The sequence below is a fragment of the Chondromyces apiculatus DSM 436 genome, assembly GCF_000601485.1.
GTDB lineage: Bacteria > Myxococcota_A > Polyangia > Polyangiales > Polyangiaceae > Chondromyces > Chondromyces apiculatus.
The window spans coordinates 33,812-49,146 of sequence record NZ_ASRX01000054.1 but is presented as its reverse complement, the minus strand read 5'-3'; the positions used below and the strand labels follow the sequence as shown (position 1 = coordinate 49,146).

Below are 15,335 nucleotides of genomic sequence, written 5' to 3'. Positions count from 1 at the left end.
GCCGCGGGGCTCAGCCGTCCTTCTCCAGCTCCTGCTTCAGCGTCTGGAGCCGCGACGTGTCCTCCACGACCTGCTTGAGCAGCGTGTTCAGGTCGTCATTTCCCTCCAGCTTGGCCAGCAGATCATTCAACCGCTCCCGCGCGCGCAGGAGTTCCCGCAATGGCTCGACGCGCTCCACGATGCGCTCGGGCCGGAAATCGTCGATGTGCGAGAAGGACAGGTTGACCTTCAGCTTCCCGCCCCTGTCGGTGAGCTTGTCATCGACGAGGCAGGTGACCTCGGGCTTCACCGCGGTCATCACCTCGTTGAAATTGTCGCGATCGATCTCGACGAACTTGCGGTCCTTGAGCTTCGGCCGCGGCGCCTCGGAGGTGCCGGACAGGTCGCTCATGATCCCGACCACGAATGGGATCTCCTTCTTCTCAGTCGCGTTGCCGATCTCGACGTCGTAGGTGATCTGCACCCGCGGCGGGCGGTTCCTGCTCAGCCAGTGCTGCTTGCTCTCTGCCATCGTCGATCCTTTCTCCGGGGCCTGTGGAGGATGATTCACCATCCTCGCGGAATCGGCGCCCGAGCGCCATGTTTCTGTCGTCGCTTCGTCCTGTCGTCGCTTGTCATCGGTCCGGAAGAGGAGCCTTTCAATGCCCGCTCCACGCGGGCGGTCACCTCGCGCTGGGGACCGCGGTCCCGGGCGCTGCCTCGACGCGCGTCACACGATCAGCTCTCGTCCCTTCCGCGGATCCCGAGCAGCCGGTACATCGAGACGAGATCGTCGGGGCTCGCGACGAACTCGGCGAGCAGCTCCGCGAGGGACATGTTCCCCCAGGAGATGGCCCGCTTGACGAGGTATGGCACCGGGCTATGGGGCTCGGTGCGCAGGAGGTAATCGGCAGCTTCTGTGAGCTGCCGGTAAGCGTCGGCGCGGCTCTGGAGGGGGGCGCCGGGGAGGCGTGGCGCGTTGACCTCGCCAGGCGTCCGAGGCTGCGCGACGGAGTCGGCGCCGCCCGCGGGCGCGGCGACGTCGGGGAGCCGTTCCTCCTGCGGCAGTCCAATGGTGGCCTCGATGAGGTTCTCAAGGCTGCGCAGCACGGTGCGGACGCGGTGCAGCACGGGCGGCGACTCCATGTGTGCGGCGAGGGCCCGCTCGAGCGCGTCCACCTCCACGAGCCCGGCCCGCGCGGCCTTGAAGAGCGACGTCCAGCGGCTCCGGTCGAGCAGCGAGGCGCGGGCGAGGAAGGCCTCGGCGCCCGGCAGCTCCGCGCCCTCGGCGGGGGGGGCGCCCGGTCTACGGCCCGCCTCCCAGTCGGCGAGGGTATAGGGTGGCTGGTCCTCGCCGATCTCCGCGAGCGGAAAGAGCCGCAGCTTGCGGGCCAGCACCTCGTCCTGCCACGAGATGAGGTTGGCGCGCGGCTCCGGGCCCTCGTCGCCGAGCGCGGGGAACAGGGTGTCCCAGTAACGATCGCAGAGCGCAGAGACGAGCCGGACCCCCGAGGCCACGCCGCCGAAGCCATGGATCTGCACCCACGCCTCCGCGAGCCACACCGCGAGCTGCAGGTCCTTGGAGCGGTGCTCCAGGGCCTCGGCGCAGAGCGCGGTCACCCCCTTCCAATCGGCGGACTTGAGGCGGGTCACCCAGACGCCCTGGGGGAGAGTCGGGTCATCCTCACGTCGGGCCTCTCGGATGCGGTCATAGGTGCCCTCGTAACGGAGGTGCGCTCCGGCGGGGGCGCCCTCCGAGATGGGGGCGAGCAGGTGGTCGAGATCGATCGCGATGGAAACGTTGGCCATACTTCGGCTCCATGGGGGGCTCGCGTTACTCGAGGTCCAGCATCGGCGCAGTCGTGGGGAAATCGGGGTACTTGAGCGGCTTGTCTTTTTCTTTGCCCGTGAGGCCCAGGCGCACGAAGACGCGCGCCACACCACCCACCTCGGGCGTGTCCACCCGCTCCACCCAGCCGCCCGCCGGGTCGGGGATGGTGAACACCACGAGCTGCAGCACGTTCGAGGAGGAGTCTTCCTTGCTCTCGGCGTCCTCGGCCGAGGTCCGGTGCGTGGCGATGAGGCGGAGCAGCGCCCAGGTGCCCTTCTGCTCGAAGGTCACCAGACGCTCCTTCACGAGGACTCCCGGATCCTGCTCGCCCAAGGGGATGTCGGGGCTGTTCTTCGCCCAGCGGAGCTGGAGCCGCGGCGGATCGCCGATGCGCCATGTCGCGGTGGGCTTCGGGCCGTCCATGGTGACGCGCTCGTCGGCGAAGCGGAGGCTCCACTCGGCGACCTGGTTGCCGGCGACCTCGCGGCCGCGGTTGACCCGGAACGCGACGTTGACGTCGAAGCGCCCGTCTGCCGACGACTCGCCCGCGCCCCACATGGGATCCATGAACTCCCGCACCTTCTCCATGCGGTCGAGGAAGCGCACCACCGCCTGTGCGGCGCTGTCGCCGCGCACCGCGAGGACGCCGCGGTAGCGCTTGCGGAAGTCGGCGGCGTTCTGGATGAAGAGCCTGACGTCATCGGGGTTCGCGTCTTCGCGATCGACGCCGGGCTCGATCTTGGCGAAGGGGAAGCGGTCCGCGAGGGCGCGGGCGAAGAAGCGGCGGAGGCGGGGGTACTTCTCGCTGATCTCCCGCTCGGCGAGCGTGGCGCACCGCTCGAAGAGCAAGGCGTGAATGCCGCGGCGGCGCTCGCTGAACAGATCGATGGTCTCCACGTCCACCGGGGCCCGCCCGAGCTGCTCCAGGCAGTTCTCGAAGGTGATTGCGGGCAGGTCGGTCAGGAGGAAGCGCTCCAGTGAGCCGACGCTGTTGCCGGGCTTCTTGCTCTCGTAATCGCGGAGCGCGCTGGTGATGCGCTGCCAGCGCTTCATGCCCTCCACCGGTGCCGTCTCGGCGCCGACCTCGGCGCTCTCCAGGAGCCCGAGCACCGGGTCGGCGAGGGAGTGAGTGAGGCTGTCGATGCGGCCGCGCTGGATGATCAGGTACTCGGCGAGCCGCGCCGCGTCGGAGACGCCGAAGGCCTCGAACACCGGGGGGCGCTCACCGTTCCACCAGGCGAAGGTGTTGCCCTTGACCTCGTAGAGCGACTCGGTCGCGAGCACGCGGCTCGCGAGGTTGAGCAGCCGCGCCCCCTGGCCGCGGAGGAGGGACCGCACCCGTTCGCGCACCTCCTCGAGCCCGATGCGCCCCGACGCCGCGAGGATCTCCCGCAGCGCCTCGCTCGCTTGCGCGAGGCTCACCACGTCCGCGCGCACCGTCTCGATCAGCCGCGTCTCGCTCGGAGGCGGCGCGATCTCGCGCCGCGCGGCCTTGCCCACCGTGACCAGCACGTTGTCCTTGAGGTTGCGCGTGCTGAGTTCGGTCACGGTCCCCCGGACCTTCTCCGGGAAGGGTTTGAGCCCGTCGGACTGGACGTAGGCCTCGTACCCTTTCAGCAACTTGACCGCGTCCTTGAGCATCTCCAGGTCCCAGCTCAGGCGCGCCCCATCGAGGTCCTCCGGGACGGGATCCTCCTCGTCCGTGGGCGCCATGAAGCGCTGCCGGAGCAGGGCTCCGGTCGGCTCCTTGAGCGCGGAGACGACGGTGCCGAGGGCGAGCTGATCGGTCCCTTCCTTGTCGAGGAAGATGCGGCCCGAGACTGCCGTCTCGGCCTCGGTCAGGTAGCGCTGCAGGTCCTTGAGCTTCTGCTCGAGATCGCTCTGCTTGAGTTCTCCGTAGGTCTTCCCGTCGAGGAGGCGGGAGGCCCGCACGGCTCTGAGCAGGCGCTCGCGTTCCTCGCCCATCGGGAGCTGTCCACCACCCACCCAGGAGAGGGTGGGCGCGGCGAGCTGGCCCTCCGTGCGGAGGATGGCTCCCTGGAGGGCGTCGAGCTTATCGGTGCGGTACTCGGCGCCGCCCATGCCGAGGGCTTCGAGCCCGGTCTTGAGGGCTTCCACGTCGCTCCGGAGCTTCGCCTCGTTGACGGTGAGGGAGACACGGGCGCCGACCCGCGAGAAGAGTTCGTCGGCCGTGCGCTGGACGCTGTTGCGGTGAGGGCCGAGGTTGAAGGGGGGACGCGGCGTGAGGCGGAGGAGCGCGCGCTCGTGGTAGCCCGCGCTCCGGCCCTGGCCGATCTGCTCCTGGACGAGGTAGCCCGTCAAATCCAGCGAGGCCCGGAGCCGCGTCGTGTCGTCCGCATCCGAGCCGGTGAGGCCCGCGACCAGCGTATCGTACCGTGCGACATTGGCCTCGAACGCGGCCACCTGCGCCAGCCAGTCCTGCAGGGCTCTGTACTCGGGCGTCTGATCCAGGGTGCCTGGCGCACCCGATCCGAGGGGCGCGGCGAGCGGGAGCGAGGCGAGCTGTCTCGCCCGCGTGTCCAGGCCCACGTGGAACGCATCGAGGAGGATGCGCCGGTATGTCTTGGCGATCGCCTGCTCAAGGCGATCGTCGATGCTGCTCAGCCAGGAGCCTGGGACCGCCGCGGAGCGAAGCCGGTCGGTCTCGAACTCGCTCAGTTTCTTGAGGAGATACGCCGAGCGTGCGAGGCGCGCCTGCCCGGCAGGGTCGACGTCCGCGCTGATCTCCTGCTGGTCCAGGGGCACGGGCGGCTTGATCTCCAGCAGGGCGGACTGCAGGTCGTCGAGGAAGGGCGTGATCAGGGTGGCATGGTGGGCGACCCGGGCGGTGGCGATCGCGAGGACGCCCCCGTAGATCAAGGCGAAGGCTGCGGTGCCCGCGTGCAGGGCGAGCAGCGTCCGGCGCCGGCGCTGAAGTGCCGTGGCCCCCGGGCGCGCGAGGTTTGCCTCGGCGAGGATCTTCCGCTCGAGCATCTCGCGCGCGAAGAGCACAGGGCGCCCGGGTGAGGGCTCGGCGGAGGCCCCAGGCTCCGCGGTCCCTACCAGGTAGATGCCCCGCAGCGCCGTCGGTTCGCCGCCCTCCATCGGGAGCAGCAGCTCCTCGGCGTAGGCCCGCAGCGAGGTGCGGAGCGCGTCGAGCGCCTCCGGGAAGAGCAAGTACGCCTCGGCGTCCCCGGCGAAGGACCGCTCGGCAGCGAGGCGGCGGGCCTGCTCCAGGGCCAGCGCATCCCCCATGCTGTCGAGCGCCTCGTCGACGCAGGCCGCCGTGACCTCCGCGGCCGGAGAGCGGGGGTTGGACCAGCCGAGCATGGCCTGATGGAGAGAAGGGTCGAGCTCCTCGACGAGGTTGTCGAAGCCGGCGACGCGATCACTCTGGGTGACGACGAGGAAGATGGGCGCCTGCATCCCGAGGCGCCTCTGCGCCTCGTCCACCCGTCGGCGCAGGAGCGCGGCCGTGCGCCGGAGATCCTGGGGTGCGCCCTCGGGATCGAGCAGATCGGCCGCCGAGACGGCGACGATGATCCCGTCGATCGGCCGTTCTGGCCGGTCCCGCCGCGCGGCGTCGAGCATGGCGTCGAAGGCGCCGGTGTCCGGAGCCTGTCCCTCGGCGCGGGGCTCGCCGACGAGGGTGCGCCCCGCAGGTTCGATCACCACGGCGCGCTCGAAGAGCCAGAGCTGGCAGGTCGCTGCGTTGCCGAGCGGGAGGGGGGCCGGCCCGGAGCGCGGCTTCAGGCCGGCGCCCGCGATGAGGGTCGACTTGCCCGCGTCGGGGAGGCCGAGCAGGAGCAGGCGCGGCGCCGCCGCGTGGGAGAGCGCGCTCGACGATGCGGCGTTCTGGAGCCTGCGCCCGGCCGCGAAGAGCCGCTGCATCTCCAGGCCGTGATCGACCTGCGCCGGACCGGCCGCGGCCATCCGCTTCCGGCGCGCGCGCAGGAGCAAGATCACCACCGCGACGACGACGGCGACGAGGAACAGTACGAGCGCGATCAGCAGCGCTGTCCTCACCTGACCCCCTCGACGCGATCGAGCGCCTCGTTCACGTCCGTGACACGGTAGGCCCAGAGTAGCTGCGCGACCAGAAGCAGGCAGGCTACGACCGCGAAGAGAGGTACCCAGCCGGCGCGTAGGGTCGGAAGCTCGGCGCGGGGCGCGTTCTCGAGCGTGTGCGCGCTCGCCTCGGGGCAGAGCCCCTGGTTCGGCGCCAGCAGGGCCGGATCCATGCGGCCGAGGTGCCGCGCGAGGCGTCTCCGGTACATCTCGGGCTGGTCGCGGGCGCCGAGCGCGCGGAACTTGCCCTGGAAGCCGAGCCCCAGCGCCGCGAGGTAGACCAGCAAGAGCGCCGTGGAGACGGTCGCCCGGCCCTCGAGCACGTCGTCGAGCTTGCGGAAGAAGCGCTCGCCGGCGTCGTGGGTGTGGAAGAGATGCGCCTCGAGCGGCCGCTCGGCCCAGTCGGAGCGCCCCACCCAGTCGAGATCGAGGAGCGCCTCGTCGGCGGTCGCCGCCATGATGTACTGGGCGTCGTCGTAGAGCCGGAGTTCGTGCTCTGCGAGGTGCCGCGAGAGGGCCACCGCCTGCGACTCGAGGAGATCCACGAGGTGCTGGCGCACGGCGTCTGGCGAGGGGGGAGTGCCCCCCATGGGGTGGAGGAGTAACGCCTTCTGTCGCGCGACCTCCGCGTAGAAGTCCTGGAAGGCCTTGAGCAGCAGCGTCACGCTCGCGCCAGCGGGCGCGAGGGCGCCCCTGGGCGGCGCGCCCCGGCGGCTCCTCGGTCCTGCGATCGCGAGCGGCGCGGTGGTCATCGACCCCTTACTCCGTTGCCTTCACGTAGAGAACCAGCTCCGCCGGTCCCGTGGCGGCGGCTGGATCCGCCGTGTTGAACACCACGAGCGGCTCGCCGGGCTCGATGTACGGGCTCTCCTCCTCGATCTCGAAGAGGAGGGTGCCGCCCGGCGGGATCAGGTCTCCGTGGCGATCGACGCGGCGGCGTCCTGCCCCGAGCACGCGGGCCTGCTGCATCTCGCGTGCGCGGCGCAGGGACCCGATGAGCGAGGCGTCGAGCCAGGCAAGGACGTCCTTCTCCTGCGCACCGCGTCGACCCCGTGCAGCGATCAGCACCGGCCGACCGGACCACGCGCGCTGGAACTCCACGCGGTAGCGGCCCTCCGCGAAATCGAGCGGGTGGGCCGTGAAGGTCTCAAGGATGCCCTCATCCACCAGCTTGAAGACGTGATCCCGCGCCGTCTGGAAGGTGGCGCGGAGGTCCTCGTGGCGGTAGGTGGGCAGGATCGGCGGCACTGGCGTCTGCGCCAAGCCCGCGAGCTGGCCGACCAGCCCCGCGAGCGCGAGGTAGAGCGGGTAAGGGTGAGAGCGGCCAGTACCGAGCGCCGCTTCGAAGGGAGGGAGCGCGGCGACGAGGCTGTGGATCTGCCGGCGGATCTCGCCGATGAGCTCCCGGTCGGTGGTCAGGGACAGCGCGCCCAGCTTGTCAGCGAGCCGGAGCGCCTTCTCGCGAAGCCGCGACACCACCTGCTGGCACAAGGCGCCGAGCGGCGAGGTCAGGGCGACCGCGAGGCAAGGGGGCACGTAGTCGGTGCGGGTGAAGGCCTCGCCGTCGCGCCGGATGCGCGCGACGGGCAGGCACACGAAGCGCGCCGGTGGCTCGGCGGCGATGACCAGCCGCGCCAGCGGCGCGAGGCGCGGGATGGCGAGCGGCTCGTCGCCGGTGTTGTGGTCCGGGATCGGCTCGCCATCGACGGAGCGGTAGCGGGCGAACTCCCCACCCGCCGCAGGGCCGCCGAGGTGCTCCCGGGGCACGGCGAGCCAGGCGGTGAGGGGACCTGCCGCGAAGCCCTCCGCGTGCGCTTTGAGATCGACGGTGAGTTCCGGATCCTGCGCGGCCTGGTGCACGATCAGGTTGTCCGGCATCACCGCCTCGATTTCGATGACGCGCAGGGTGCCGCTCACGAGGAGGCGCAGGTCGATCTCCAGGTGGTGGACCCCGTAGTGGAACGGGCCCGCGTGGCCGAGGTGGTAATCGAGGAGTCGCTCGAACCGGCGCGCGGACTCCTGGAAATGCTGCGGGGACAGCAGCATCCCGTCATGCCACTGGATGGCGCCGGGGACCTCGCCAGCGCGCCTCACGAGCCCTCCGGGGGAGCCAGGGTGCTGACCGTCACGTCGTCCTCTTCCAGGTTGATGCGGATGCGCTGATGCGGGCCGAGGCGGACGCGGTGCGGCCCCGGCGACCGGTAATTGGCGAAGACGAACGCGCCGACGGCATTCCCGCGGATCTCGACCACGACCGGAGGAGGGGTGAACCCTGGCACGAACTCCCACTCCCACTCGATGAAGACATCGCCGCCTGGATGATCGCGCCGGAGCTGATCCCGCTGCGTGTACCACTGCTTGGCGGCCATCTGCGAGAACTGCTCGTAAAGCTTCCGGTCATAGACGGCCACCAGCGTCACGGGGATAGGAGAGTTCTGGTTGGACTGCGGAGTGACCTGCACCTCGACGAGGAGGCGGAATGGGCGCATGGACGAGCCGCAACCCATCACGACGCACGTCGTCAGGCAGAGGCCGAGGGCGATGCAAGAGCGCGCCCGGCGCCCGGTGCTACGGGTCGAGTACGCCATCTAGCAATGGATCATACGTGCGCGGCATGGCTTCGTCTAAAAAAGTACCAGAACACCCTTCCACGTCCTTTCTGCGTGCGGCCTCGTCTCGGCACCGGCGCGACGTGACACGCAGGTCGACGCGAGATGCGAGCACCTCGAACCCGTCCGCCATCGGCGCGAAGAAGACCTGCTTGCGCCGCACTGCGGGGAGCACTCCGGCGATGCCATCGCCGAGAGCGGGGAACGCGCGAACCCGCGCGGGCGGTCCAGTCCCGGCGCGGCCGCCCTCCACCCTACGCGCAAGCTGCTGGGGTCGGTGCCTCCCGCAGTCCGCGGGGGATACGGGAGGGCAGGGGATGCGGGAAGACCCAAGCCTGCGCGCCCATTCGAACGCGTGCAGAGGAGGCGATGGCGTGACGTCGCCGTACGACGGTTCGGGTCTCTCTCCATAGGAAGACCGAGACGTGATCAGCAGAAATTAGAGACGTGGCACCCGCAGCGATGCGTTGCCCGCGCGCACCCTCCAGGGATGCCATTCTGCCCACCGGGAGCGCCCGCCATTCAAATCATGCTGTGTGAATGACGTGAAGCGTCGTGTTGTTGAGTGTAGTTTTGGGGATCAGGGGCTAGCAAGGTGACCTGGGCACCTCGCCTTCAACGCGGCGCGCGACTCGTGGTGGAACGGGGCGAATACCGCCGTTGCAAGGCGAAGGGGATGAATCAGTGCAAGCAGCTCTGGATCGGCGCCATCGACCGGCAGAAGCTCGCCGCGGGGCTGGCGCAGGATCCGAGCGCGCCGGCGGTGTGGTTGCCCGGGCAGAACATCACGGCGAACAACATCAGCCTGTACTGGACCGTGCCGACGACCGAGATCCCGCAGGGAGCGCGGGGCGGTGAGGCGCCACGCGGTGGAGCGCCGCGCGGTGGCTGCCTCGGCGCGCCGTGGGGCGTAAGCGAGCAGGAGGAGGATGAGGGCGAGGAGGCCATGGCGCGTGAGGCGCGTGGGCCTGTGGACCAGAGCGTGGCTGGTAACCTGGCGCGTCGCGGAGAGCGGCTCATGGCTGCTCTGACCAGCCCGGGTCTCCATCTGCGACTCGTTTCCGAGCACGAGGGCGACCTGCCTCGACGACGGCCTGGCGAGCAAGCGTTCTGGGATTCGAGGCGTTTGCGGCGGCGATCTGGGTCGGGGAGGCGGGATTTGAACCCGCGACGACGAGCACCCAAAGCTCGTGCACTACCGGACTGTGCGACTCCCCGGTGCGGTTTATGCCGCGGGAGTGAACTTAGACGACGTGCTTCTTCGTAGCAAGACGCTCAAGAGGCGGCCGGTGAAGCTGCTGGGGGGGCCGCGGCAGCGCTCCGTTCACAGGTGCTCCACGAAGTAGTCGACCACACGCCGGGTGACGTAGCGCCGCGCCAGGGGGTTGCGGTAGCCGTGGCGCTCGCCCGGGAGGACGAGAAGATCGAAGGTGCGGTCGGCCGCGACCAGGGCGTCCACGAGCTCGGCGGTGTTCTGAAAGTGGACGTTTTCGTCCATGAGGGCGTGGATGACGAGCAGCTTGCCCCGCAGGTTCGGCGCGAGGGGCAGCAGGCTCGACGCCTTGTAGCCCTCGGCGTTCTTCGAGGGCAGGCCGAGGAAGCGCTCGGTGTAGCCCGTGTCGTAGAGGCGCCAGTCGGTGACGGGTGAGCCCGAGACGCCGACCTTGAAGTGGTCTGCGGCCTTGAGCATCGCGAGCGCTGCCATGTAGCCGCCGTAGCTGTGGCCGTAGATGCCGATCCGACCCGGGTCCACCCACGCCTGAGCGCGCAGGTAGCCGACGCCGGCGAGCTGGTCTTCCAGCTCCACGTTGCCGAGGCGGCCGTAGAGGGCGCCCTCGAAGGCGGGGCCGCGCCCCGTGGAGCCGCGGTTGTCGAGCGCGAAGACCCCGAAGCCGCGGTCGGCGAGGTGCTGCCAGGTGAGGCGCGGGTACCAGCTATTGCGGATGGTCTGCACGCCAGGCCCGCCGTAGACCATCACCACCACCGGGTAGCGCTTGCCAGCCTCCAGGTTCCTCGGCTTGAGGAGCGCGCCGTGGAGGGTGTCGCCGCTCGGTCCGCGCACGGTGATCAGCTCGGGCGTGCGGAGGCGCAAGGCCTCGATCTCGGGGTCGACGGGGGTGGGGAGGGCGCCGAGGGCGGTGCCGTCGGCAGCGCGGATCTCGACGCGGGGCGGGCGATCCACGGCGGAGTGGCTGTGGGTGAAGCCGGCGCCGGTGCGGCTGACGACGACGCGGTGGTCGCCGCGGTCGCTGGTGAGGCGCTTCAGCTCGCCGCCAGCGAGGGGGACGGCGTAGAGGTGGCTCTCCAGGGGCGACTCGCGGGAGCCGCTGATCATGGCCAGGTTCCTGGTCTCGTCGACAGCGTGGATGACGTCGACGTCCCACGCGCCCGAGGTGAGCTGGGCGATGCGCGCTCCGGTCGCGGCGTCGTGCAGGGCGAGGTGGTGGTGGCCGTCGACGACGGGCGTCCAGAGGAAGCGCGGCGTGCGTTCGAGCAGCTCGATCTCGCCGGGGTCCATCCACGTCTTCGAGGTCTCGGTGAGCACCTCAGTGGCGGCCCCGGTGGCCGCGTCGGCGCGCATCAGGGTGAGGCGCTTCTGCTCGCGATCGAGGGACTGGAACCACAGGGACTTGCCGTCTGGGCCCCAGGTGAAGCGCACCAGGTAACGCTCCTCGGCTTCCTTGCCTTTGGGGAAGGTGAGCCAGACGGTGCGGCGCGTCTTCAGGTCGAGGATGCCGGCGCGCACCTGCGGGTTCTTCTGGCCGGCGGCGGGGTAGCGCTGCTGCATCTGGTCGGGGTTGCCGCCGCGATAACCGACGATGGGGTGCTGATCGACCTGCCGCTCGTCGACCTCCAGGTACGCGAGGCGATCGCAGCCAGGCGAGAGCCAGTAGCCGCTCTGCTCGCCGAACTCCTCCTGCGCGACGTAGTCGCTGAGGCCGCGGGTGACGCCGGTGGGCGCTCCCCGGGTGAGCTGCTGCTCGCGCTTCGAGGCCACGTCGACGACGTGAAGCTCGCTGTCGCGCACGAACGCGACCTTCTCGCCGCCCCTACAGATCTGCGGGTCAAGCTCCGGGGCGGGGGTCTCGGTGAGCCGGGTGATGGTGCCGCTCTCGTCGCGGAGGAAGACGTCGCCGTTCTGGGGGATGAGCAGCACCGGCGCGCGGCGCGCCCAGGTGTACTGGGTGATGCCCATCATCTTGCTGCGCTGGCGCTCGCGGCGCAGCTCCTCCTCGCGGGAGAGGGGCCTCGCGGTCTTCGCGAGGTCGCTTGCGCGCAGGAGCACGCGGGAGGTCTTGGTCTGGAGCTCGAAGCCGAAGAGCGCCATCTGGTCGTCGTTCGTCTCGCTCGCGAGGTAGGTGAGCCACTTGCCGTCGGGCGAGTAGGCGAAGGCGCGCGGGGTGTGCAGGCCGGGCTCGCCGAACTTCGCCAGCCGGTCGAAGGTGATGGCGCTCGCCTCCGGACCCAGGAGGGAGGGGCGGTTCTGACCCGCGGCACTCGCCGCCGGTACGGCCGGGGGGACCGCCGGCGCGGAGGACGCGGTGGCGTCGCGTGGGGCAGGGGTCGCAGCGGGCGGGGTGCAGGCGGAGAGCAGGGCGGGCAGAACGGAGAGCCAGGCCAGCGTCAGGCGCATGGGCGCCATCATCGCCACGGGAGGGGGGAAGTCAAAGGCCTCGGCGTGGCTGGGCGCGTGGCTGGGCGCGCGGACGGGGTCGTGCCAGAGGAACGCGCATGATGGAGCCGCTCGCCGTCCACCACCTCGCCGTCGTCGTCCATGATCTGGAGCGCGCGGAGGCGTTCTACGGCGGCTTGCTCGGCCTGCCGGTGGTGCGGCGGTGGACAGACGAGGCGGGAGCGCCGCGCTCGGTGTGGCTCGGGCTCGGGGGCGGGGCGTTCCTGGCCGTCGAGCGCGCTGGCGCGGAGGGGCCCACCCGGGTCGACGCTGCGCCTGGTTTTCACTGCGTGGCGCTGGCGATCGGCAAGGACGCGCGGGAGCGCTGGAGGGAGCGGCTCGCGGCCGCCGGGGCGCACGTGGAGCGAGAGAGCGCGTACACGCTCTACGTGCGCGACCCGGAGGGGAACCTCGTGGGCCTGAGCCACTACCCGGCGTGACGGCTTACTGGAGGCGCATGATGCGGGCGCTGCCCGTGGTCTCGGTCTCCACGAAGAAGATCGAGTCCGTCATCGGGTCGTAGGCCATGGCCTGATCGCCCGGCCCGCCCAGCGTGGAGAGCGCACCCGCGTAGATCGGCGTGCCCGCGGGGTTCGCGACCACGTGGATCTCACCCTCGGTGCGGACGTAGAGGTAGTTGGCCATACCGGTGTTGTCGAGCGCGATCGGGTTGTGCGAGGTCGTGGTCTCGACCCGCGCGATCCGGGTGGCGGGCGCCGAGACGTTGGCGCGGCTGATGCGGTACACGCCCTCGCCGCTCGCGCCGAGGCCAGCCACGTAGAAGTACTGGCTGTCGGCCGCCAGGCCGACGACGTAGCCGACCGAGGTGTTCGTGCCGAGCGAGGCGGGCGTGCCCGCGGCGGTGGCCGAGAACGAGAAGAAGTGCACGGTGCCCTGCGTGGTGCGCGTGGCCCCGATCATGTTCGTCCCGTCGTAGGTGAGGGTGTAGAAGGGCGCGCTCGAGGGGTAGGTGGGCGTCGTGTCCCAGGGCGTCGCGCCCCAGGTGCTGCTCGACTCGTTGAAGAGCCGGTAGATGCGGCTCGCGCTCGATGACGCCGACTTGGTGACGCTGAAGAGGTTGCCGCCCGCGAACTTCAGGTCATAGCCGAGGTGCTGGAACTGGATGCCGTCGGCGACGCTGTACTCCTCGGCCATCACCCCGCCCGTCTTCGGGAACTGGAAGATCTCGGTGTGGGTGCCGAGGAAGACCGAGCCGGAGTTCACCGTCATGCCGAAGTCCATCGCCGGCGGCGTGTCGAAGCTGACGTTGATGTCGGTCGCGGTGGTGCCGACGCCGTTGTAGGGCGTCTGTGCGAAGGTCAGGCAGTTGATGGCCGTGGGGACCGCGACCGCGGCGTACACGGTGCCGCCTGCGCTGGTCAGGGTGCCGAGCGGCGCCTGCGTCGCGTCGCTGAAGCAGCCGAGCTCCTGCCCGAGGCCGCTGTAGAGCGCGACCGGGCCGACCGCGTTCGCGGTGAGGGCGAGCAGGCCGTTCGCGGTGTTGAACGAGTACCAGTGCACGCCGCCCACCTGGGGGAAGCAGCTCGGCACGTCGACGCGCGCGTTGGAGTTCGGGGTGATGTTGCAGGCGGTGAAGGGCTGCGCGGTCGTGAAGCTCTGGCCCAGGCCCGGCGTGGCGAGCTGGCAGGTGGCGCTGCACCCGGTGCCGCCGTCGCACTCCTCGCTGCCCTCGGTGATGCCGTTGCCGCAGACCGTGGCCTTCACCGAGAGCCGGTAGCTCGTGATCACGCCGTCCTGCTGCCAGTCGATGACGCGCGCGTAGTAGGTGCCCGCCGGGAGCGAGGCCGCGCCAGGGTGGGTCACCGGGTCGATCTTCGAGCAGTGATCGCCGTTCGCCTTGTTGTCGTTGTTGGCGATGAGCGTGGTGCCGTTCGTCCCGTACAGCTCGAGCACCGTGTCGAGCGTCGAGGGGCAGATGCCGCTGCCGCCCCCGGGGAGCGTCTCGATGGTGACGTCGCCCGCTGTCTGGAGCGTGAACGAGAAGAAATCGACGTCCGTTGCCGGGGTGATCGCCGCGCACGCCTTGCCGCCGACCCCGAGCGGCCCGTCCGCCGTCTGGTAGGTGTTGTTCGCCTCGGTCTCGGCGAAGCAGCACGCGCTCGGGGTGCCGCTGCAGGTGTAGCCGGTCTCGGTGGTGCAGGCCGCGCTGCAGCCGTCGCCGCTCACGGCGTTGCCGTCGTCGCAGGTCTCGCCGCCGGAGATGATGCCGTTGCCGCAGCCCGTGACGCACTGGCTCGGCATGCCCGGGTTGTTCGCGCAGGTGTAGCCGGCCTCCACGGTGCAGGTGGCGCTGCAGCCGTCGCCGCCCATCGTGTCGCCGTCGTCGCAGCCCTCGACACCCATGATCCTGATGCCGTCGCCGCAGGTGGTCGCGCAGTCCGAGCCGCCCGGCGCGTCGGTGCAGGTCCAGCCCGGCTCCTCCAGGCACTGCGCGCTGCAGCCGTCACCGTTCGTGGTGTTGCCGTCGTCGCACGCCTCGCTGCCGGCGATGTCGCCGTCGCCGCACGCCGCGCTGCAGGTGCTGGGCTGGCCCGTGCAGGTGTAGCCGGGCTCCACGGTGCAGGTGGCGCTGCAGCCGTCGCCCGCGGCGGTGTTGTCGTCGTCGCACCCCTCGTCCGCGGACACCAGGCCGTCGCCGCACTCGGCCGAGCAGTCACTCGGCTCGCCCGTGCAGGTGTAGCCGGGCTCCACGGTGCAGGTGGCGCTGCAGCCGTCGCCTTCGGCGGTGTTGCCGTCGTCGCACCCGTTTGCTTCGGCGCCGAGGATCTGCCCGTCACCGCACACCGGGCCGCAAGCGCTCGGCTCGCCGGTGCAGGCATACCCGTCTTCCACGGAGCAGCCGTTGTCACAGCCGTCGCCGTTCACGGTGTTGTCGTCGTCGCACTCCTCGTCCGCGGACACCAGGCCGTCGCCGCACCCCTCGACGGGACCACCACCCTGGCCGCCGCTGCCACCCTGACCGCCGCCGCCGCCGCCCTGGTTGCCAGTCGTGGTGTCGGTGGTGGTGCCCGTGTCGGTGGTGGTGCCCGTGTCGGTGGTGGTACCTCCGCCGGAGCCGTCGTCATCGCCGCCGCACGCCATGAGCGCGAAGCTGGTGGTAAGCGCAGTGATTACATACAAAGAGCGTCGGATCATGCTCGCCTCCCGTGCCGTG

General features: G+C 70.5%; 9 protein-coding genes and 1 tRNA gene. 1 reads left to right on the top strand and 9 read right to left on the bottom strand.

What is annotated here, in order from left to right:
* Nucleotides 1–10 precede the first annotated feature (10 nt).
* From tssB to CAP_RS29250, 8 genes are all read right to left on the bottom strand, one after another.
* Nucleotides 11–511, bottom strand: coding sequence for a type VI secretion system contractile sheath small subunit (gene tssB, locus CAP_RS29285; protein WP_044246956.1), 501 nt, complete (start codon nucleotides 509–511; stop codon nucleotides 11–13).
* Between the two features lie 206 nt (nucleotides 512–717).
* A complete protein-coding gene (tssA, locus tag CAP_RS29280; protein WP_052376275.1) occupies nucleotides 718–1,788 on the bottom strand; it encodes a type VI secretion system protein TssA in 1,071 nt (356 codons plus the stop codon).
* Nucleotides 1,789–1,813: 25 nt separating this feature from the next.
* On the bottom strand, nucleotides 1,814–5,836 hold the full coding sequence (locus CAP_RS29275; protein ID WP_044246955.1) for a type VI secretion system protein: 4,023 nt from the start codon (nucleotides 5,834–5,836) through the stop codon (nucleotides 1,814–1,816).
* The gene (locus tag CAP_RS29270; RefSeq protein ID WP_044246954.1) at nucleotides 5,833–6,630 is read right to left on the bottom strand and encodes a DotU family type IV/VI secretion system protein; all 798 of its coding nucleotides are present in this window, start codon (nucleotides 6,628–6,630) and stop codon (nucleotides 5,833–5,835) included. The genes CAP_RS29275 and CAP_RS29270 overlap by 4 nt, the downstream gene beginning before the upstream one ends.
* Before the next feature lie 7 nt (nucleotides 6,631–6,637).
* Nucleotides 6,638–7,972 (bottom strand): type VI secretion system baseplate subunit TssK, encoded by a 1,335-nt coding sequence (gene tssK, locus CAP_RS29265; RefSeq protein WP_044246953.1) that lies wholly within the window; start codon nucleotides 7,970–7,972, stop codon nucleotides 6,638–6,640.
* A complete protein-coding gene (locus CAP_RS29260; protein ID WP_052376273.1) occupies nucleotides 7,969–8,367 on the bottom strand; it encodes a hypothetical protein in 399 nt (132 codons plus the stop codon). The genes tssK and CAP_RS29260 overlap by 4 nt, the downstream gene beginning before the upstream one ends.
* A gap of 1,264 nt (nucleotides 8,368–9,631) precedes the next feature.
* Nucleotides 9,632–9,705: transfer RNA gene (locus tag CAP_RS29255), tRNA-Pro, on the bottom strand.
* A gap of 106 nt (nucleotides 9,706–9,811) precedes the next feature.
* On the bottom strand, nucleotides 9,812–12,121 hold the full coding sequence (locus CAP_RS29250) for a S9 family peptidase (protein WP_081865380.1): 2,310 nt from the start codon (nucleotides 12,119–12,121) through the stop codon (nucleotides 9,812–9,814).
* A gap of 98 nt (nucleotides 12,122–12,219) precedes the next feature.
* Between CAP_RS29250 and CAP_RS29245 the strand changes: the two genes are divergently transcribed.
* Entirely contained in the window at nucleotides 12,220–12,600 is a 381-nt protein-coding gene (locus CAP_RS29245) for a VOC family protein (RefSeq protein WP_231511754.1), read from the top strand.
* A gap of 4 nt (nucleotides 12,601–12,604) precedes the next feature.
* Here the strand turns inward: CAP_RS29245 and CAP_RS52670 are convergent, their stop codons facing one another.
* Entirely contained in the window at nucleotides 12,605–15,316 is a 2,712-nt protein-coding gene (locus CAP_RS52670) for a DUF4215 domain-containing protein (RefSeq protein ID WP_197041401.1), read from the bottom strand.
* Nucleotides 15,317–15,335: the final 19 nt, after the last annotated feature.